The 20,694-nt window shown below is 35.2% G+C and carries 22 protein-coding genes and 1 pseudogene; 15 read left to right on the top strand and 8 right to left on the bottom strand.

All coding sequences use genetic code 11. The features are described 5' to 3' along the window. Positions 1 to 57 precede the first annotated feature (57 nt). On the bottom strand, positions 58 to 600 hold the full coding sequence (locus ACM26V_RS09890) for an HD domain-containing protein (protein WP_416151253.1): 543 nt from the start codon (positions 598 to 600) through the stop codon (positions 58 to 60). Positions 601 to 1,080: 480 nt separating this feature from the next. On the opposite strand from ACM26V_RS09890, the gene ACM26V_RS09885 reads away from it, so the two are divergent. The 4 genes from ACM26V_RS09885 to spxA all read left to right on the top strand — a co-directional run bounded on the left by ACM26V_RS09885 (position 1,081) and on the right by spxA (position 4,295). Beyond that, complete coding sequence (locus tag ACM26V_RS09885) at positions 1,081 to 2,304, top strand: putative glycoside hydrolase (RefSeq protein WP_416151252.1); 1,224 nt, start codon at positions 1,081 to 1,083, stop codon at positions 2,302 to 2,304. Positions 2,305 to 2,615: 311 nt separating this feature from the next. Continuing rightward, complete coding sequence (locus tag ACM26V_RS09880) at positions 2,616 to 3,182, top strand: GNAT family N-acetyltransferase (protein WP_416151251.1); 567 nt, start codon at positions 2,616 to 2,618, stop codon at positions 3,180 to 3,182. An 80-nt stretch (positions 3,183 to 3,262) separates the two neighbouring features. Next, positions 3,263 to 3,391: a hypothetical protein gene (locus ACM26V_RS09875; RefSeq protein WP_416151250.1), complete on the top strand. Its 129-nt coding sequence runs from the start codon at positions 3,263 to 3,265 to the stop codon at positions 3,389 to 3,391. A gap of 502 nt (positions 3,392 to 3,893) precedes the next feature. Continuing rightward, positions 3,894 to 4,295, top strand: a complete 402-nt coding sequence (spxA, locus tag ACM26V_RS09870) for a transcriptional regulator SpxA (RefSeq protein WP_416151249.1) — start codon at positions 3,894 to 3,896, stop codon at positions 4,293 to 4,295. Between the two features lie 36 nt (positions 4,296 to 4,331). Here the strand turns inward: spxA and ACM26V_RS09865 are convergent, their stop codons facing one another. Then, positions 4,332 to 5,024, bottom strand: coding sequence for a TerC family protein (locus tag ACM26V_RS09865; RefSeq protein WP_416151248.1), 693 nt, complete (start codon positions 5,022 to 5,024; stop codon positions 4,332 to 4,334). A 290-nt stretch (positions 5,025 to 5,314) separates the two neighbouring features. Here ACM26V_RS09865 and mecA point away from each other — a divergent pair, with 290 nt between their 5' ends. From mecA to pepF, 3 genes are all read left to right on the top strand, one after another. Beyond that, entirely contained in the window at positions 5,315 to 5,974 is a 660-nt protein-coding gene (gene mecA / locus ACM26V_RS09860; protein ID WP_416151247.1) for an adaptor protein MecA, read from the top strand. 133 nt (positions 5,975 to 6,107) lie between these two features. After that, a complete protein-coding gene (locus ACM26V_RS09855; protein ID WP_416151246.1) occupies positions 6,108 to 7,352 on the top strand; it encodes a competence protein CoiA in 1,245 nt (414 codons plus the stop codon). 182 nt (positions 7,353 to 7,534) lie between these two features. Further along, on the top strand, positions 7,535 to 9,343 hold the full coding sequence (gene pepF / locus ACM26V_RS09850; protein WP_416151245.1) for an oligoendopeptidase F: 1,809 nt from the start codon (positions 7,535 to 7,537) through the stop codon (positions 9,341 to 9,343). A 101-nt stretch (positions 9,344 to 9,444) separates the two neighbouring features. Here the strand turns inward: pepF and ACM26V_RS09845 are convergent, their stop codons facing one another. Further along, a complete protein-coding gene (locus ACM26V_RS09845) occupies positions 9,445 to 9,612 on the bottom strand; it encodes a hypothetical protein (RefSeq protein WP_416151244.1) in 168 nt (55 codons plus the stop codon). Positions 9,613 to 10,108: 496 nt separating this feature from the next. On the opposite strand from ACM26V_RS09845, the gene ACM26V_RS09840 reads away from it, so the two are divergent. Both ACM26V_RS09840 and ACM26V_RS09835 read left to right on the top strand, forming a co-directional pair. Further along, positions 10,109 to 10,270 carry a hypothetical protein gene (locus tag ACM26V_RS09840; RefSeq protein WP_416151243.1) on the top strand — a complete coding sequence of 54 codons (162 nt, stop codon included), beginning with the start codon at positions 10,109 to 10,111 and terminating at the stop codon, positions 10,268 to 10,270. A 282-nt stretch (positions 10,271 to 10,552) separates the two neighbouring features. After that, positions 10,553 to 10,777: pseudogene (locus tag ACM26V_RS09835) on the top strand (IS3 family transposase); the annotation flags it as partial. Positions 10,778 to 10,878: 101 nt separating this feature from the next. On the opposite strand, the gene ACM26V_RS09830 reads toward ACM26V_RS09835, so the two are convergent. From ACM26V_RS09830 to ACM26V_RS09815, 4 genes are all read right to left on the bottom strand, one after another. Further along, positions 10,879 to 11,802, bottom strand: a complete 924-nt coding sequence (locus ACM26V_RS09830; protein ID WP_416151242.1) for a ClpXP adapter SpxH family protein — start codon at positions 11,800 to 11,802, stop codon at positions 10,879 to 10,881. Beyond that, positions 11,799 to 12,224: a globin gene (locus ACM26V_RS09825; protein ID WP_416151241.1), complete on the bottom strand. Its 426-nt coding sequence runs from the start codon at positions 12,222 to 12,224 to the stop codon at positions 11,799 to 11,801. Before ACM26V_RS09825 ends, ACM26V_RS09830 begins: the two co-directional genes overlap by 4 nt. 347 nt (positions 12,225 to 12,571) lie before the next feature. Continuing rightward, positions 12,572 to 13,219 (bottom strand): lytic transglycosylase domain-containing protein, encoded by a 648-nt coding sequence (locus ACM26V_RS09820; RefSeq protein ID WP_416151240.1) that lies wholly within the window; start codon positions 13,217 to 13,219, stop codon positions 12,572 to 12,574. A 48-nt stretch (positions 13,220 to 13,267) separates the two neighbouring features. Then, the gene (locus ACM26V_RS09815; protein WP_416151239.1) at positions 13,268 to 13,858 is read right to left on the bottom strand and encodes a CYTH domain-containing protein; all 591 of its coding nucleotides are present in this window, start codon (positions 13,856 to 13,858) and stop codon (positions 13,268 to 13,270) included. Positions 13,859 to 14,062: 204 nt separating this feature from the next. Between ACM26V_RS09815 and ACM26V_RS09810 the strand changes: the two genes are divergently transcribed. From ACM26V_RS09810 to ACM26V_RS09795, 4 genes are all read left to right on the top strand, one after another. Next, complete coding sequence (locus tag ACM26V_RS09810) at positions 14,063 to 14,446, top strand: hypothetical protein (protein WP_416151238.1); 384 nt, start codon at positions 14,063 to 14,065, stop codon at positions 14,444 to 14,446. Positions 14,447 to 14,515: 69 nt separating this feature from the next. Continuing rightward, on the top strand, positions 14,516 to 15,151 hold the full coding sequence (locus ACM26V_RS09805; RefSeq protein WP_416151237.1) for a GTP pyrophosphokinase: 636 nt from the start codon (positions 14,516 to 14,518) through the stop codon (positions 15,149 to 15,151). A 16-nt stretch (positions 15,152 to 15,167) separates the two neighbouring features. Further along, positions 15,168 to 15,959: an NAD kinase gene (locus tag ACM26V_RS09800; protein ID WP_416151236.1), complete on the top strand. Its 792-nt coding sequence runs from the start codon at positions 15,168 to 15,170 to the stop codon at positions 15,957 to 15,959. Next, complete coding sequence (locus tag ACM26V_RS09795; protein ID WP_416151235.1) at positions 15,956 to 16,852, top strand: RluA family pseudouridine synthase; 897 nt, start codon at positions 15,956 to 15,958, stop codon at positions 16,850 to 16,852. The genes ACM26V_RS09800 and ACM26V_RS09795 overlap by 4 nt, the downstream gene beginning before the upstream one ends. 9 nt (positions 16,853 to 16,861) lie before the next feature. Here the strand turns inward: ACM26V_RS09795 and prpE are convergent, their stop codons facing one another. Beyond that, complete coding sequence (gene prpE, locus ACM26V_RS09790) at positions 16,862 to 17,602, bottom strand: bis(5'-nucleosyl)-tetraphosphatase PrpE (RefSeq protein WP_416151234.1); 741 nt, start codon at positions 17,600 to 17,602, stop codon at positions 16,862 to 16,864. 138 nt (positions 17,603 to 17,740) lie between these two features. Between prpE and ACM26V_RS09785 the strand changes: the two genes are divergently transcribed. Together ACM26V_RS09785 and fabI are read left to right on the top strand one after the other, a co-directional pair. Beyond that, positions 17,741 to 19,573 (top strand): monovalent cation:proton antiporter family protein, encoded by a 1,833-nt coding sequence (locus ACM26V_RS09785; protein WP_416151233.1) that lies wholly within the window; start codon positions 17,741 to 17,743, stop codon positions 19,571 to 19,573. 217 nt (positions 19,574 to 19,790) lie between these two features. Next, positions 19,791 to 20,570, top strand: a complete 780-nt coding sequence (gene fabI / locus ACM26V_RS09780) for an enoyl-ACP reductase FabI (RefSeq protein ID WP_416151232.1) — start codon at positions 19,791 to 19,793, stop codon at positions 20,568 to 20,570. Positions 20,571 to 20,694: the final 124 nt, after the last annotated feature.

Raw genomic sequence — 20,694 nt, 5'->3', positions numbered from 1 at the left:
TAATTAAATTATAGCATGTGTCTAACAAAATAGCAATAAGAAAACCAGCACGTCTAATTAGGAGGCCGGCTGGTTTTCTTTAGCTTCCTTTTTTAATTGCGCGATTACCTTTTCATCCAGAATCTTGATCATATAGGCTGCCTTTTCATCTGATATGGTACGATAATGGTGTGCGCCGTCAGGTTCTTCATCTTTTTCATCTGCTAATGAAACTACTTGTTGAAGAGGTTCGAGTTGAATGCCCCTATCAGGTAAAAATGAGTCAGTATGAAATAAAATAGCTAGGGAAATTTCTTTTGCTGAAATAGGATTTTCATCTAACCGTATGAGAAGCTTATGGGCTCTTTCAGCCCCTTTTATTGCATGAATATCATTTTCCTTATATAGATTATAATCCCATTGTCCATTACGATACCAAGTATAATGACCGATGTCGTGTAAGAAAGCTGCTTTCACAGCAAGGTCAGGATTAACATTATAATCAATAGCAATTTGAAAAGCGTGATAGGCAGTGGAGATAGCATGTGCTAAACCTGCTCGTTTTACATACTTTTGAGCTATTGGGTGTTGATATATTTCTGTTAACGTTACACGCTTCATCTTGAACCGCCTCCTTTTCTAAATTATTTTTGAATTATATTTCATTGGATGAATTAAATATTCATTCAAAATCTAAATAAATTATACGCTTCTCTAAAAAAATATATTGATGAATATTATACCTTATTGAATTGATGATATCAAGAGAAAAAATATTATTAATTTTTGAAGTTATTACCTAGATCAATTATCACATTAAATTATAAATCGAATAGGTATAACTGCTCTTTTTTTATTATAGTTATTGTTAGAAGCTTCTAAAGTTAGATTAATTGCAGAATCCTCAAAATTATCCATTGGTAAAGTTGTAAATTCGATGTATAATTTAGCAAGGAAAGATATTAATTATCAAGTGATTTTAGATATAAAGAATTTAACGAAAGTGAAGAGACGGACTTAAAATACTTAATTTGTCAAAGGTGCGTCGTTAGTATGCAAAACAATCAAGATCTACATAATTTATAAAGGTAGGGAAGGTAAATGAAGAAACAACATTCTTTTTTAGGAAGATTTATGATTATTGCGACAGTGGTTTTGCTAACACCGTCTTTGGTTCATGCCGATGAAGACGAAGAAATGATTGTGACGATGCATGGGGAGAAACAAACTGCGTTAGAAGCAAGAGATTGGCCAGAGAGAGTTGCCCGTTATACCTTTGATTCTGGATACACTTTCAATTATCCTGATGCTGTGAGAGGAGTCTTTGTGACAGGTCATTCTGCTGGTGGAGAAAGGTTTAATAACTTATTAGAACTGATGGATACAACAGCTTTAAATGCAATGGTTATTGATATCAAAGATGATCATGGTAACTTAACATATAAACCCGACGAAGACGATCCTTTCTACGACATCTCACATAACATGATTAAAGATACAGAAGAGATGATGTCCACTCTGGAGGACAATGAAATCTATCCAATTGCACGTATTGTTGTTTTTAAGGATTCTTTATTAGCTGAAGAGCGACCAGATTTATCTTTTACAGAAAATGGACAAGTTTGGAAAAATCGCAGAGGTGAAGCTTTTGTTAACCCATTTTTAAAAGAAGTATGGGATTATAATATTGATATTGCGATCAAGGCAGCTGAAATGGGCTTTCAAGATATTCAGTTCGACTATGTTCGCTTTCCTGAAGGTTTTGAAACTAGAGATGACGTTTTAACTTATGACGGTGGTGATTATACAGATAGCCCTGAAGATAATGTTGGTAGACGGGTTACGGCAGTTACAGATTTCGTAGCATATGCTCGCGAAAAACTAGAACCCTATGATGTAGATGTTTCTGTCGATATTTTCGGATATGCTGCGACAATTTCTGAAGCACCAGGCATTGGGCAAAACTTCTCAAAGATTTCTGAAAATGTTGATGTTATTTCATCGATGATATATCCAAGTCATTGGACACCTTATTTTGGGATAGACAAACCAGATCTATATCCATATGAGCTTACAGATGAATACTCAAAAGTGGAAAATGAAGTACTTGGTGCGTTAGACGATCCTCCTACTTCAAGGCCATGGATTCAAGATTTTACTGCTTCATACTTAGGCGCCGGTAATTATTTAAATTATGGAAAAGAAGAAGTAGAAGCACAAATTCAAGCATTGTATGACAATGATATTCATGAATTTCTGTTATGGAATGCCGGTAATAGATATTCTGAAGGTGTCGATTATATGCTTGATTTAGAATTGGACTGAATAAAGATATAGTTACGAATAAATTAAAGAAATATAAAATTACCATTACTACAAACACCGCATCAGATTTATGATGCGGTGTTTGTTACATTTGGAAGTAAAAGCGAGAGATTGTAACCTTCTTCATGCATAATTCCATCCATACTACATAGTGAGGATAGAACTTCTTAAAAGGAATGACAAAAAGGTTTATGAAATAGCAAAAAAAGCATATAATAAGCTTAGGGTAACGAAAATAGAGAGGGAATTATTTTTCCAATATACAGTATAAAATGTAATGAACTTTAGGAATAATAATGGAGGTCAAGCAAATGAATTGGTATGAAAAACTAAGTCAATATTTCCCAATCGAAGAGATGAAATCTAAAAAGCATATAGACCTTCTCCTAAAAGAGAAGAAGGAAATTTACAAAAAAGATGAAAGTCCATTGCATGTGCTTATGTATGTAGAAATGGAGGACTTTACATTTATTGATTATTTGTTTGTTTCAAGAGATGCAAGAGGACAAGGATTAGGAAAAAAATTATTAGATAAATTAAAAGCGAAAGGTAAACCAATTATTCTCGAAGTAGAGCCAGTAGATTACAACGATACAGATACGGAGAAAAGGTTTCGTTTCTACGAGAGAGAAGGTTTTAAGCATGCTGAATCGATTGGATACCATAGGCGTTCTTTAAACACCGGTCAAGTCAATACGTTGGAGATTTTGTATTGGTCGCCGACGGATGAGTCAGAAGAGAGCATTTATCAGAAAATGTGTCAGACTTACGAGGTGATTCACACGTATAAAGACAAAGAAATTTATGGTGAATCATATGAAGCGGTTGATAAAGTGTTGAGCTATGATGAAGAAGTGAAGAAAGCTCCTACGCCTTAGGTTATCTAATTAATGAGGTGTGGAACTGATATATTTTCTGTGTCTTATCAAAGCACTATTAGGAAAGGAGTGTGTTTTGCATGAGTAACAGTATTAAAAAGAAAAACAAGAAAAAGGTTCTTTGGAGAGATTTGCTGAAAAAGAAATGGGATGAAGTGAATAAGATCCCTAAGAAACGACCATTATCACAGTTTAAATGGATTGCTTGACGAAATGTAGTCACCAGTTCTTGAGTGTTCAAGAACTGGTACTTTTACGTTATACCTCTACGTTCGTATGATCTGAACAAAATTAAAAAAGCTAATTGATAATATATATTTTTAATTGAAAATGTGATAAACTTAACATATTGACCACGAATCAAATTAATTACGTTTTCAATTTAATGATGTAATCTTATTTCACTAAGTTTATTGGAAAACGAATTTACAAATGTTATTTTAAACTTACTTTAAATAACGTCGATTAGTCCGTAATTAAATTGTATTTTATTTAGGTTTAGTTTATTCGAAAACGGGAATAACCATCTATGTAGATATTTTAGGTTGTACGAGTTGTTTAATAAATGCATAACTTATTAGTAATAGGGGCTATTCAATTTAAATTATTTATAGTATAATAATGATTGTAAACAAAATAAGAATTAGTCTTTAATGAAATGAAATATAAATTAAATATACACGTGATTTATTTTCGAAGGGAGAACTTTGAATGGTAACTTTATTTACATCTCCAAGTTGTACATCGTGTCGAAAAGCAAAAGCCTGGTTAGAGGAGCATAATATTGAATTTGTTGAAAGAAACCTTTTCTCAGATCCATTGTCAGTTGAAGAAGTTAAACAAGTAATTCGAATGACAGAAGATGGTACAGATGAAATTATTTCAACTCGCTCTAAAGTTTTTCAAGAATTGGACGTAGAAGTAGATGCAATGCCACTTCAACAACTGTTTCAATTAATCAGTGATCATCCTGGTTTATTGAGAAGACCAATTATACTTGATGAAAAGCGTATTCAAGTAGGTTATAACGAAGCTGAAATCAGACGTTTTCTTCCAAGGAAGGTTCGTACATTTCAACTTCAAGAAGCTACAAAACGACTTGTGAATGAATAAAACTAAACCTTCCGTTCTGTGATGACGGAAGGTTATTTATTTCTTCGTTGTTGTTTGGATGAAAAGCCAATGAAACCCTCTTATTTTACTATTTAACCAAAAAAATAGTAAGCAACTACCGATTAGTACTGGGATGAAAAAGTTAATAGAAATAATCCTATCATGGATAAATGTACTAATCACTTGTTCATGTAAGATCATTTTACCAGCAGTGTAAAGCAATACAGCTGCACCTAAATAAATAATCGCCGGGATTTTTTGCATCAAATAGAGTATTATCTTACTTCCCCAAATAATAATTGGTACAGATATGATTAATCCTAATACGACTAGCAGGTGGTTTCCGTCTGCTGCACCAGCAACTGCTATTACATTATCAAAACCCATGACAACATCGGCTATAACGATTGTCTTGATGACATCACTTACTTTTGTATGAGTATGAATGGAAGAGTGGTCGTCACTTGACTTTAATAATCGGAATGAAATCCAGATAAGAAATATTCCACCGATAGGCATTAAGAATGGTATACCAAGCAGTTGTACAGCAATAAGTGTTAAACTTGCTCTAGCTACTACAGCAAAGATGATGCCAAGAACCATCGCCTTATTCCGTAAGTGATCAGGTAAATTTCGGCATGCTAATGCGACGACTATAGCATTGTCTCCGCCTAAAATAATATCTATCCCAATAATTGTAAGGAACGTCCATACTAATTCTGAGCTCAATAGAATCCCTCCTTTTAGAGCTCTCTGATAAATGATATACTTAAGCACTTCATTTATGGACAAACAGTCTTTTACAATATATACACTTGCTTTCTTTTTAAGAACAAAATCAACCGGAATTATTTTCTGAAAGAAATTTGAGCATATATATTTCATTTGAGCGCTATTTCCCTTAGAATAAGATTAAGTTAAATTGATTGGTTTTTAAAAAAATTGGGAATACGTTTATTAAGGTATATGTGTCTGAATGAAAAATCAACAGATTTTATCTCTCGAAAGGGTGAGAGCACATGGAAATTGAAAGAGTAAATGATACAACGATTAAATTTTACATCACTTATCATGATATTGAGCGACGTGGATTTGAAAAAGAGGAAATTTGGTATAATCGCGAACGTGGTGAAGAGTTATTTTTTGAAATGATGAACGAAGTGAATGATGAAGAAACGTTTGAAATGAACGGTCCATTATGGGTTCAAGTTCATGCAATGGATAAAGGACTAGAAGTAATTGTTACACGTGGACAAATGAATGACGGCAGCGTTAAATTAGAAATTCCAGTAGGCGATGAAAAAGAAGAATCACCTGTTGATAAATCTATTGTTGATATGTTGGATCAACAGTTTATTCAAGATAAGGATAATAATCAGGTTGTGAAAGACCATTCCTTAAGTGTTGTCATAGGATTCAGTGATTTCGAAGAATTAATTTCACTTTCTCACAGCTTCCAAGAAGACATAAACAATAGTTTGCATTATTATGATAATAAGTACTTTATCTATGTAACATTAGACGAGTCATACACTGATGAGCAACAAGATAATTTATTGAGCCGTATGTTAGAGTTTGGTTATGAATCAGATATAACAATTCACAAAATGCTTGAATATGGTAAATCAATTATTGAAGTAGATGCCTTGAAAGTATTAAGAGAGAAATTTCACGCTTGAGAAACCGATCAATTGATCGGTTTTTCTTTTTTTATACTTTAAGAATGTTTAACTTCGCTAAAGGATTAAATTATGAGATAAACGGTATTTGTTATTTTATTGGATGTACGTCCGTTTTTCTGTATAATGATTAATGAAAGAGGTGGTTACTATGTATCGAGCCGACCGTTGTGACGGTCAAACGATTGTATTACGTAATAAGAAGTGGAGTCGACCGGTTTTAGAGAAGATGAGAGATGAATATTACTTTAAATGTCCTACCTGTTTAGAAAAAGTCGTATTAAAACTTGGTCACTATCAATCTTGGCATTTTGCTCATCGACCCGAATCAGATTGTCTGTCCGCCAGAACAAATGAATCAGCAGAGCATTTAAAAGCGAAGGGAGTAATTTACGATTGGTTACAAGCAAGTAATTTAAAACCAGAGTTAGAGTGTTATTTACCAGAATTGAGAAGAAGACCAGATATATGTGTGATGATTGGTCAAAAACATATAGTAATTGAATTGCAGCGTTCAAATATTCATCCTAACCAATTTTTCAAACGCCATTACGCATATGTTGATGCAGGGTATGACCCAGTATGGATTGGTCTCCAAACATTAGTACCGATTACTCCTCTTTCTTTTAAGACGTTTACTCAATTAGATTCTTTCTTAATAAGACCCCAACCAGTTCCTCACTCAATCTATTTTAACCTTTCTCATCATCAGTGGTTGATTTCTTCAGGGTTCTACTATTTGCAAGCACGAAAGACTTTGCAATGGACAACACATCTCCCATTGAATACTTCTCCAGAAAATATATTTATTCACCCCTCTAAATTCACAATTAACCAATCATCCGATTTGAAAAAACGAAATCAGTTCCTGCTTACTTATTGGAAAGCACAAACATTTGCAAAAAGAACGAAAGTATTTTTGTCATTAACCCCATCAGAAAAAAAGATGCTTGTTCAGTTTCAAACCCATCACCTAAATCTTAATTATTTCCCAGCGATTTGTAATTTGCCGGTAAATACGCAATATTTAATCGACACGCCTCCTCATTTATGGCAATCTTGGATTGTTCTCCAAATTATAAATAAATCCCCATTAAATAGCCAGATTCATCTATCGATGGTAAAAGATCGGTTTGACAATATCTTTAACTTTTACCACTTTACTATTCGTCCTTCGACGAAGCATCGTAACGAAATAATTAGACAATTAGTTGAAGATTATTTATCATTTTTATGTTATTTTGGCGTGTTAGATCACGTTTTCCCTGGTGTGTATGAAGTGATTCACCATGTCACTTTAAAGAAATCCCTGTCGACATTAATATGTGATGATGATTATATTTTAGGACAACTAAAAAAGTATTTAGTTAGTAAATAAAGGCAATATTATTAACAGATTTGAATCATTTCTGCTAGAATTGTATTTATTGGTCTAAATTGATTAAATCAATATTCTAAAGTGTTTCAACTGTTTTCCTTACTATCCAGAGAGGAAGATCGCAAAGATAAAATATATAATAGTATACTTAAAGAAATACGACTTTAACGGAGGTGCCTTTTATGGCAACGGAAACGAAATTACCCAAGCGCGATGAAATTCCTCAAGAAAAAACGTGGAATCTTGAAGACATTTTTAAAACGGATCAGGATTGGGAACAAGGTTTTAAAGAAATCAAACAGATGCTTCCAAAGCTTAGCGAGTTTCAAGGAACCTTAGCGAATTCGGGACAACAGTTATACGATGCTCTTCAGTATGAGGATGAAGTAGCGAAAAAACTAGGGAAAATTTATGCATACGCTCATATGCGTTATGATCAGGATACAACGAACTCTTTCTATCAAGGATTAAACGATCGAGCAGGTCAACTCTTATCGCAGGTAAGTCAAGCAGCATCATTTGTTACTCCTGAACTGTTGGCGATTCCAGAAAAAAAATTGGCTTCTTTCCAAAATGACACACCTAAGCTAAAACTTTATAAACATGCGATAGATAAGCTTAATCAGAAACGTCCCCATGTATTAAATGAAAAAGAGGAAGCCATTCTAGCTCAAGCAGGGGAAGTAATTGACGCGCCTTCGACAACGTTTGGGATGCTAAATAATGCGGACATGAAATTTCCATCGATTGAAGACGAAAATGGACATGAAGTAGAGGTGACACATGGGAGGTTGCTTAACTTTCTGCAAAGTGATGATCGTCGTGTAAGAGAAGATGCATTTAAGGCTGTTTATGCAACGTATAGAAAGTATAAAAACACGTTTGCAAGTACATTAAGTGGAAATGTGAAGAAAAATATCTTCCAAGCTAATGTTCGAAACTATGATTCGGCTAGGCAAGCTGCTTTAAGTAATAATCACATCCCAGAAGTAGTTTATGACCAACTTGTTACTACAGTCAACGATCATTTGCATTTGCTTCATCGTTACGTGGACATCCGTAAACGTGCGCTTCAAGTAGATGAGCTTCACATGTACGATTTGTATACTCCGATTGTTAAAGATGTCGATATGAAAGTCTCGTATGATGAGGCAAAAGGTTTAATGCTTGATGGGTTGGAATCGTTGGGGGATGAGTACAGAGCAATTGTACAAGAAGGTTTAACTGACCGTTGGGTCGATGTTGAAGAAAATGTGGGGAAACGAAGTGGTGCTTATTCGTCAGGGACATATGGAACAAAACCCTATGTGTTAATGAACTGGCAAAACGACGTCAATAATTTATTTACGTTAGCACATGAATTTGGTCATTCAGTTCATAGTTATTATACTAGAAAACATCAACCTTTCCCGTATGCCGACTACTCTATATTTGTGGCTGAAGTGGCATCAACAACGAACGAGGCATTGCTAAACCAAAATTTATTAAAGAAAGAAACGGATAAACAACGACGTTTATATTTACTTAATAATTTTCTTGAAGGTTTCCGTGGTACCGTCTTCCGTCAAACGATGTTTGCGGAGTTTGAGAAACTTATCCACGAAATGGCAGCAAATGGAGAGCCGCTCACGCCTGATACGTTAAGTGATACCTATTATAAATTAAATCAAAAATATTTTGGTGAAAATATTGTAATTGATGAAGAGATTGCACTTGAGTGGGCTCGTATCCCTCACTTTTACATGAATTTTTACGTATATCAATATGCAACTGGTTACAGTGCTGCTACTGCTTTATCTCAGCAGATTCTTCAAGAAGGAGAGCCTGCTGTTGAACGATTTATTAATTTCTTAAAAGCAGGGAACTCGGATTTACCAATTGAAGTTTTAAAGAAAGCTGGAGTAGATATGACATCAGCAGAACCAATTAAACAAGCTTTATTAGTGTTTGAAAGTAAATTGGATGAATTAGAAAAATTGCTGTTTGAGTAAGTGATATTCGCAACGTAAAAAGTCTCTCTTCCCTTTAATTTAGGATGGAGAGACGTTTTTTACTTAAAAACAGCACTTACTTACAATTCAGTACTTCTAAATTAGAACCCTTTAAATCGGTGTCGATTTGTGAAGCTTTGAACCGTTAAAACAATCGAAAAAAATAGAATAGGCATTGTTAGCCAGAGTGGATACAAATTCATAAAGCTCATCAAAGCAAAGAAAAAACTTAGCCCAATAAATAAGATACCAAACCAGACGTGTCCCACAAAACCCCTCCTTACCTCTAAATAGCATGAAATCATGACCAATTTGTGAAATAATTCACGTATTTATTGCTTTAAGTATTTGAGTTTGATATATTTTAGTTGTGAAAGGGGTCACATAACTCCCCCTTAGCTTATGTGACTTGTTAAAGCCCTTTTGAAATAATATATATCATCCGAAAAAATTGACAATGTTCCGAACGAAAAAAATTAGGTTACCCCACCTGATTTTTTTTGTTTGTTAATAACTTAAAATCTCAACAGGCTTTGTTTTTTTGTTAAATATATGCAGGACTTGGACAAAACTTTCAAATTATTTTCAAAGCATACATAACTACAACTGACCAGACTATAAAAGCACTGAAATCCAGGTTCTTCAGAAACGGACACAGCCCTGCAATTTTGGCTAACAAACCCTCCTATGATAGCTTTATGGAAGAAATTTTTTTAGAGGATGGTGCGGAGAAGCCCTGGATAGTCTGAAAGGAAGGCCACCTGTATGTCTGATAAAGCAAAGAATAAGAGAAACAAGCAATTTGTGAAAAGAAATAACGTGCGAACGGAAATAGGAGAGAGAAAACGATCTTCTCCGTCTAGAGGTAGAATACTTAAAAAAGTTGCGAGCTTTTCAGATGGACCGGAAGGCTATATCGTTTCTTAACATCCTTGATACCTACGACTTTTCGGGTGAACAGTGACTACCTCTAAAAAAGGAAAAATTCTTAAACAGAAAACACCTCTTCTACTAAATAAAGCAGAAGAGGATTTTTTGGTAACCACTATTACGACTTGACGGAGTAGCGGCTCTTAAAAGTTCATACTTATATTTTACCTAGAAGTCTAAATAGAGTAATTAATATCTTAATTAATAACAAAATAAACTGGTGAATGCACTGGTCTATTTTTTGTTGGATTTTTATTTATTATTATTTAATAAAATCAAATGTCACGGAAAGGTAACTGTATTGATAATTCGCCTATAGAGAACTTTTTTGGTTTATTAAAACAAGAAATGTATTATGGTCAGGCACGTTGTTCATTTGAAGACTTAAAAAAAAAGATTGAAGAGTATATCGACTATTATAATAATAAACGCATAAAGCAAAAATTGGCAGGCATGAGTTCGGTTTTTCAATACCGAAACCACACCAACCAATCAGCTGCTTAATATAAAACTCTAACATTGGGGGGGATCATGAATTCAGTGCTTTTTGATATACATCAAATAATTGTAATTAACTAAGATATATATTAGTAATAAATAAAAACTTAACCGATAAATCTCCATAAAGATCCTTGTTTCGTTTGTATTTCTTCTACGATCTGTTTAATCTGTAATTTTTTCATATCTCTGTGGACATCTTTCATGCTTTTATCAAATACAACAGAAATTTCTTTTTCTGCAACAAGAGAATAAAATCTAATAAACTGTTCAATGGACATAGGAGGACACTTTTCAGGTGCTTTTCCAATCATTTCTGTAATAATATCAACATAGACATCGTAACTATATAAGCCTTGAACTTTAAGACCTGGTTCGTTAACATCATCATTGAAAAAAACAAGAGTTGGGAGGCTCTCCACATCCATTTCTGATGTAGTTTTTGCGTCATCCTGCAATGATTTCGTTGCGACTTCTGAATGAAGATCTTTAGAAAACTCTTGAACATCCATTCCACTAACTTTCCTAGCACAAGACATAAGAACTTCTTCCTTAGCGATATTTAGTTTATGCAAGAATAGAGCTTCTCTCACCCTCCGTAAATATTTGGATCCAATGGCTTTCCCCTGAAGCTCAGCGGCTTTTATGGCAAGGATCGCTGAATATGGTGTAGTCATAATATTCTCAAGCCAAACATCCCCATCACAAGGCATTCCAGTTCGACATGCCGTTTCATTGTATGACTGCGCCATTTCTTGAACAAGTGATTTATGTTTTTTTCCACGAATTGAATTTAAGGTACGAATTTCATTGCCTATAAAAGTAGTAATTGTAAAATAGTTAGAATACTCCATTAATAATTTTTTAATTATTGGCTCTAAAGACCAACATTCGGGGCATAACGGATCGATAAAAACATAGATTTCTACAGGTTTTTTTTCTTGACTTGTAATATAAAAAGATTCTGGTTCTGCTGGACAACAGATTCCTAAATCGTCGTAGCAGACAAATGTGCCGTCTTTAGCCGTCATGAGTCATCCCCCTTTTGAGCATTGTTTGAGGATAAGTCTTTGTCCTCACTGTTAATCATGTGACGTGCTGTATAAGATAACCGCTCGAATAGGGCAGTTCTTAGCGGCTCTTCAATTCTAGTATCTACTAACGCTTGTGCCATACAAGATAACCAAGCTTCTCCCCGTTTAGGAGTGATCGAAAAAGGCATATGTCTAGCACGAAGCATCGGATGACCGTGTTCTTGTGTATATAACGAAGGTCCGCCAAAAAATTGAGTGAGAAATTGCTTTTGTTTACGAGCGGTTTCAGTTAAATCATCAGGGAAGATTTCTACTAAGTCGGGGTGCATAGGCACTAACTCATAAAATCTATCAACGAGCTCGTATAATTTTTCATCTCCTAGATTGTCGTAGGCGGTTAGTTTATTTTGCTCAGTCATGTCGATCTCCTTTGTTCTAGTTAATAAATAGTTTTATTTAAATCGTCTAGTTTTTATATTCGTCATATAAATAGTTAAATGTAGTAATAAAAAGAAGTGAATAATAGACTTTTATTATTTGTTTGTAACGTTATTGTAGCAAGGCACTGGTTATGTAGCAACAAATGTGTATTATCAATGTCTGGAAATACATTAGCTGGTAAAACTATAGTGATTTTGTAGGAATTGAAGCCGATCAGGGTAGAAAAAATTATTCCTTCTTTAGATATAATACGAAAAATCAGAAAAAAAGCGCATCTACTGTGCGGAATATTTCCGACAATAGAATGCGCTTAGTGTATTCGATTTCAGGCTAAGGTTTGTTTAGATACTTCATTATAAGTATTTAGAACTCGCGGGACGTAAGCCTGAGTTTCTTGAAAAGGAGGAATTCCACCATGTTTATCGACGTTTCCAGGACCGGCGTTATATGCAGCTAGAGCTAGAGAGACGTTCCCGTTATATTTATCGAGCATTGCTTTAATATAGCGAGTTCCTCCGTCAATATTTTCAGCAGGATCATAGCTGTTTTTAACCCCAAGACCTTTTGCAGTATTTGGCATAAGTTGCATGAGTCCTTGAGCACCAGCATGGCTTTTTGCATCGTGCTTAAAATTAGATTCGTGTTTTATAATGGAATAGATTAATTGTTCATCAACTCCATGCTTATTTGCCGCCTCTTTAATCATAGTTAAATATTGACTATCATTAGATGATTGACTAGTAAGAGTGTTAGGCTGAGACATTGACGATAAAGTCAAGCTAGGTTCAGAAGTTGGTCGATTTAAATTGAGTGTTGTCAGTCTTTGCTGAGCCATTCCCAATTGATCTTGTAATAGTTGGTTAAATTTCGTTTCCATCGGTCGCGCTGAGTTATCAAGTCGACTAGATTGACGATCTCCCCACGATTTTAAGATTTGCCATTGATAGTTGTCATTGATAAAGTTTGTATTCATATAATTTCTCCCTCGAAAAACGATTATTTAAGGTTGCTTAAATAAGATCTACCGGTTATCTGATTTTAATTTAGCATGATAAAAGCGCTGGATTTTATTCTCTGGCTCTTTCCAAGTGAGCCCCCAAGAGTCGATCAATTTGTTAAAAGCGCGCCTTCCACTTGAAGCTTCTTCACATTCAAATTCAATTTCGTAGTCAACTTGATCGAAATAAGAACTTTTATCCAGAACCAGTAATCCTTCATCTAATTGAATTTCTGTTCTAGTCGTTGTTAGATGTCCTAGATAAGCTAATTTAGGAACCGATTCACCTAATAATTCGCTTAATTGGGTGGAGATTTCACCATTAGGGATGGTACCGTGCTCTTTTAGTGTTGCAAATTCTACGTCATTGATTGGTTGATGGGTTTCTAATAAACCTTCAGGATGTGGCTGTTTTAAGGTTAATACATAGTAGTTACCTTTATATCGGACACGTAGGGCGGATCGTGAAGCTTTTATTAAAAATGATTCTGTGTCAAAATAATGGTTCACTTGTTCAAAAGTCGGTCCCTTCAATGAAGAATAAACGTTGAGAAGTGTCTGATATTGTTGATTATTTATTAAATTTTTAAATTCTATTTCGATTTCTTGGCTCACTATTTTCACCTACATATTGGAAGTTTATAGTTTATTTCAGTTGTGGACAAAAATTGATAATAAAGTTGACTTTATTATTCCATAACTCTAACCGTTTTACAATGAGCTATTTTTCTAGGATTAACTTGTAACTCTTCGTTTTTACTTACGCTTAAAAGATTGATTATGGTAAAATAAAACTAATGGTTCTAAGGAGGGTAATGCATGCACACATTTCATGTAAAGAGTATTGAGGAGAAAAGCAATCAGATCTGTTTTATTGTTGAAGATGACATTTCCATTAATGAGTGGGATACGCTTGAGCCGGTTGGGAGAATATTAGTCGACTCAGACGGAAAAGCGTTTGTTTATATGTTAGAGAATAGTAAGGGATACAACCATATTCGTATTTCACATGATAAATGGTCTGCGTTAGCAGCAGGCATGTCAACTAATAAAAAACCGCTTCTTTTATTAAACGGACAACCTAGTTCAGCAATAGAGTTGCTCCAACTGTGGGAAGAAATGACACTTCTTATAGAAAATATTAAGGGAAATCAAAATTATGGTACTTTGTTCGTTGAAGAGGTTGAGAAAATTTTTTGTTAAGGTCGTTAGCATTCAAAAGGATCAAAATAATACATATGGCAACGATTATAACATTGGTGGTGAGGCAGAATGATGGATTGGGATGTCATGCTTGCACCTTATAAGCAAGCAGTAGAAGAATTGAAAATCAAGCTTAAAGGAATTCGTGATCAATATCAACTTACATCCAAACACACGCCTATTGAATTTGTCACCGGTAGGGTGAAACCAGTTTCCAGTGTATTGGAGAAAGCCAAACGAAAAAGCATTCCACTAAATAAATTAGAGGATGAAATGCAGGATCTAGCAGGAGTTAGAGTGATGTGCCAATTTGTAGGTGATATAGATACTGTTGCTGAGATAATTCAAGCTCGAACAGACTTTGAAATAGAAGAAGAAAGAGATTATATTAAGCATAAGAAAAGAAGTGGCTATCGTTCTTACCATATGATTCTACGCTATCCTGTTCAAACGATAAATGGGGAAAAACCTATTTTAGTTGAACTTCAGATTCGTACTTTGGCGATGAATTTTTGGGCAACGATTGAACATTCACTTCAATATAAGTATTCTGGCCAAATCCCGCAAAAGATAGAGGAGAGATTGCAAAGAGCAGCAGAAGCCGCATTTCAATTAGATGAAGAAATGTCTCAAATTCGTGGAGAAGTTCAAGAAGCTCAGAAAATCATTTCGACGAAACGAGAGTCATTGAGGGAGAGAAATTGAAAGGAGGACGAAGACGATGAAATACAATATTCTATCACGCGGTGACGATAATTCAAATATGCTAGCTAATAAAATCAAATCATCTCTTCAAGAGTTTGATTTAATATTTGATGAAAGTGAACCTGAAATCGTTATATCAGTTGGTGGAGATGGGACATTGTTGGAAGCCTTTCATAAATATACTCATCGTCTGCAGGAAACGTCATTTGTTGGCGTGCATACTGGTCATCTAGGATTTTACGCTGATTGGAAACCAGATGAGGTAGAAAAATTAGTCATACATATCGCGAAAACCCCATTTAAAATAGTCGAATATCCTCTTCTAGAGGTAATGATTCGGCACCATGATGACCAAACAGAACGATATTTGGCATTAAATGAATGCTCAGTGAAGAGTATGGAAGGTTCCTTAGTAATGGATATTGAAATAAAAGGAGAACTATTTGAAACGTTTCGAGGTGATGGGTTATGCTTATCAACTCCTTCAGGCAGTACTGCTTATAATAAAGCGTTGGGTGGGGCAATTTTACATCCATCGTTATTATCGTTCCAATTGGCGGAGATGGCTTCTATTAATAACCGGGTGTACCGAACGGTCGGGTCACCTTTGGTGCTGCCTCAACACCATACGTGTATGTTAAAACCAAAAAGTGACGTTGATTTTCAAGTGACAGTTGATCATCTCAATTTAGTACAAAAACAGGTAAAATCGATCCAATGTCGCGTAGCTGAAGAGAAGATTCGATTTTCAAGATTTAGACCTTTCCCATTTTGGAAGCGAGTAAAGGAATCGTTCGTAGCTGAATGACTACCAGAAAAATAATATTGTCGTGGATTGTGACTCGTGCAAATGAAGGAATTTTGTTGAAACAATATTTAAGAAATATTCAAAGTATATCTCGTAAATCCTTAGCGGATGTAAAATTTAAAGGCGGGAACCTCCTTGTAAACGAAAAAGAACAGTCTGTTAGAACTGTCTTAAAACAAGGGGATAGAGTTAAAGTAATCTTTCCTAACGAAGCAGTTAGCCAAAAAATTAAACCGGTCTCGTTTCCATTAGATATTGTATACGAGGACGACCATCTATTAGTTTTAAATAAACCAGCTTCAATCGTGACGATCCCTACGAAGAATCATGAAGAAGTTTCGATTGCTGGAGCCGTTTTACATTATTACAGATCTATTGGATGGCCGGGAACTTTTCACGCCGTTAATCGATTAGATCGAGATACTTCTGGTCTCATGTTAGTTGCGAAACATAGATATATACATGATTTATGTGGGAAACTGCAGACAAACGGATTGCTCGAACGAACATATGAAGCATTAGTGATTGGACACGTTTCTTACAAATTTGGATCGATTCACGCTCCGATAGCTAGAAAGCCATCAAGCATTATTGAAAGACAAGTCAGTTGTGATGGTCAGAACGCAACTACTCATTTTGAGCGGGTCAATTATCAACGATTTTTTTCAGAAGTGCGCTTGGTACTGGAGACAGGAAGAACGCATCAAATAAGGGTTCATTTGGCTTCTATCGGACATCCACTTGTAGGGGATACGTTATACGGTGGAGAAATGTTACATATGACTAGGCAAGCACTTCACTCTTATCAGCTTGCTTTCCATCATCCGATAACTAAAGAAAAGATGAAACTAACCGCTAGTATTCCAAAAGAATTTCATAACCTCTCTACATAGAAGTTCCAGTCAATCAAATGACTGGAACTTTTCTTTGATATAGGGTTGTTTAGAGGGAACAGAGAATAAGGTTTTATCTGGCCAACGAAATGCTGTCAGTCGTCCTCCGAAGATGCATCCGGTATCAATATTTATCGTCTCACCGATTAGTCTAGGTTTCTTGACAGGGGTGTGCCCATAAGTAATAAAGGAATCGAAAGAATAATTTGAAGCCCAATCTTTACGAACTGGTCGTCCATCTTCATGCGTTTCTCCCGTGATATCTCCATAAAGAACAAAGGTCTTTACTTGCCTACTTACTTTACCGATCATATCTGGGCGAATTCCTGCATGCGTGACAACAAGGCGATCTTCGTCAAGTTGTAGATAAAGGGGAGCCTGTTCATACAGCTCAATAAATGAATCTGATACTCGCTTAAATTCATTAGAAGATAAGTGCTTCAATTCTTCCACAGTCGTTTCCAAACCATTCTTTATCATCACATTTCGCCCAATAAGATAGCGGTATAACTTATCACAATGATTTCCGGGGCAATACAAAGCATTATTTTGCTTGACCCATCGAGAGACATCACGAGCGACTTTAACTGAAAAAGGGCCACGATCTGTCAAGTCACCAAGAAAAACAGCGATCCTGTCATCAGGGTGAGAAAGTTGAGTACCGTCTTGTATATAACCTAACTCATTTAATAAATCATTCATTTCTTCGTAACAACCATGAATGTCACCGATTACATCATATTTTTCCATTTTAATCCTCCTGATAAATTATTGACAAACAGATGCTCATTTACTATCATAATTAAGGTTTGTCACTTTAGGTTTAAATTCTTTCCTTGTAATTAGTGATGGAAAAACAAGTATATGTAAAAGGGAAGGGGTTATAGAATGGAGGAACATGCGTCAGTTACCTCATTGGTCATCGTTGTCTCAATCGCATTTATTATACCTGTATTGTTACATAAATTAAGGTTGAATGTCATTCCAGTTGTTGTAGCAGAGATCATTGCTGGAATTATCATTGGTAGAAGTGGTTTTGATCTTGTGACACCTGATATTTGGTTGGAGACTTTATCATTATTAGGATTTATATTTTTGATGTTTTTAAGCGGATTAGAAATAGATTTTACTGCTTTTATGAATAAGAAGAAAAAAACAACTTTAAAAGAAGGAAATCCATTTCTGGTAGCATTGCTGGTTTTTGTCGGTATTTTCATTATTTCTTATGGCTTGTCGGTATTGCTTGTGTTCGCAGGGTTTATGGATAATGCTTTTTTAATGACGTTGATTATATCAACAATTTCTTTAGGTGTCGTTGTCCCGACATTAAAAGAAGCTAATATAATGAATAAGCCAATAGGACAGACAATATTACTTGTCGCGGTTATTGCAGATTTAGTGACGATGATTTTACTTGCCGTCTTCGTGTCAATTTATGGGGATAGTGGAGAAAATATGTGGTTACTACTTCTGTTGTTTGCAGCAGGAATCATTATTTATTGGGCGGCAAAGAAATATCGTCATCAATCATTTTTTGAAACGATGACAAAAGGGACTGTTCAAATAGATACAAGAGCGATTTTCGCACTAATTATTTTACTTGTTGGATTATCAGAAACTGTAGGAGCAGAAAATATTTTAGGTGCTTTTTTAGCTGGGGTTCTAGTATCATTGTTATCTCCGAACCTAGATATGATAAAAAAACTGGATTCGTTTGGATACGGCTTTGTTATCCCTATCTTCTTTGTTATGGTTGGAGTAGATTTAAACGTTTGGGGCTTATTCGAAAATACCGAAGTATTAATTTTAATTCCAATCTTACTAGTTGGATTATTTATTTCTAAATTCATTCCAGCACTATTATTATTGAAGTGGTACTCGTTTAATACAGTTATGGGATCAGCTTTTCTATTAACGTCTACATTGAGTTTAGTTATCGCTGCGGCATCGATAGGTGAAAGAATTGGTGTACTGGATGAATTATTGTCTTCAGCACTCATATTAGTTGCTGTTATCTCATGTATTATTACACCTATTGTTTTCAAAAAGGTATTCCCTAAACAAAAAACTGATAATGCTCAAAAAGTTATGTTTGTGGGAGCTAATCAATTAACAATGCCTTTGACTCTTAATCTTGATCTTTCAAGATTTGAAACGCACGTTTTTCATCGAAGACAAGATAAAGTAGAGGTGATAAGTGGAAACACAGAATTTGCTATCGAAGAAATGAATGACTTCACTTTAGAAACGTTGGAGAAACATCGCGTTTTCAAGGGAGAGATTGTTGTTGTTGCGACGGGAAATGAAGAGTTGAATTATCAAATAGCTAAATACGCGAAAGAACGAAATGTGCCAAAAGTTATTGCTAGAGTGGATATACCTGAATATAAAGAAGAATTATTCAGCTTGAATATTGACGTTTTCTCAGTGTTTTTCTCAACGCAACTCGTCTTGAAGATGATGATAGAATCGCCACACGTCGTTGATCTATTTAATAAAACAGATGGTGGCCTCCATGAAGTGGATCTTCAAAATCAAAGCATCGTTGGAATGAAATTAAGAGAAATGCCTTTCCTAGGCGATACAGTATTTGTTCGTATTTTTAGAGGGAATGAATCAATCGTGCCTCACGGAGATACCGTATTAAAAAAGGATGACCGAATTGTTGTGACCGGAAGTCAAAAGCACATCATTCAACTTCGGAATTTGTTTGATGTATAAGCAAGATTAGAGGGTTTAACCACCACTTAAGACCTTTGGATGATAAATCATCAAATACTTTCTACATGGCCATCTACATCAAGTTCAGATTTTGGGAAAATGACGAGGGAAGAAAACTGGCTTTCTTCCCTTACATATTGACGTTTTTAGATTGCTAGGGTAAACTTAGGACCAAGTACTAATTCCAAGTAGTATAAGTTATGAGGAGGAGTCTGTCATGGAAATTGATTTAAGCAAACGAACCTATGTGATTATGGGTGTTGCGAATAAAAGAAGTATTGCCTGGGGAATTGCTAGGTCTTTAGCGGATGCGGGAGCAAATCTAATTTTTACATATGCAGTTGATCGTTTAGAAAAAAGTGTTACTGATCTAGTGGAAACATTGGATTCTGATAAGCACATAGTCTTACCCTGTGATGTATCAAATGATGAGGAAATCGATAAAGCATTTAAGCAAATTAAAGAAAAAGTTGGAGTAATCCACGGTATTGCTCACTGTATTGCATTTGCAAATCGTGATGAGTTGGATGGCGAATACTTGAACACAACAAGAGAAGGGTTCCTTCTTGCACAAAACATTAGTGCATACTCTTTAACAGCTGTCGCTAAAGCTGCACGTCCACTTATGACAGATGGAGGAAGTATTGTTACATTAACGTATCTTGGCGGTGAGCGCATCGTTACGAATTATAACGTGATGGGAGTAGCGAAGGCAAGCCTTGATGCAAGTGTGAAGTATTTGGCGAATGATTTAGGAAAAGAAAGCATTCGTGTAAATTCAATTTCTGCCGGGCCAATTCGTACGTTGTCAGCAAAAGGAATTGGCAGCTTTAATGAAGTGCAAAAGAAGATGGAAGAACATGCACCATTAAAACGGGCTGTGACACAAGAAGAGGTAGGAGATACTGCACTGTTTTTGATGTGTGACTTATCCAAAGGAATCACAGGTGAAATGATTCATGTTGACGGCGGTTATCATGCGGTGGGGCTGAAGTAACAATCAATATAAAATAAACTAATTAAAAGGTATCTAGAGGGTCTGTTGACTACTTTAGGTACTTTTTTTTATTTTTTGGGACAGCAATTGAGTTAAGAAAATTTGTTGGTCATACATACTTCCA

This window comes from Salipaludibacillus sp. HK11, assembly GCF_047795645.1.
In the GTDB taxonomy this organism is placed as follows: Bacteria; Bacillota; Bacilli; order Bacillales; family Salisediminibacteriaceae; genus Salipaludibacillus.
This window is presented reverse-complemented; position numbering and strand designations above follow the sequence as displayed.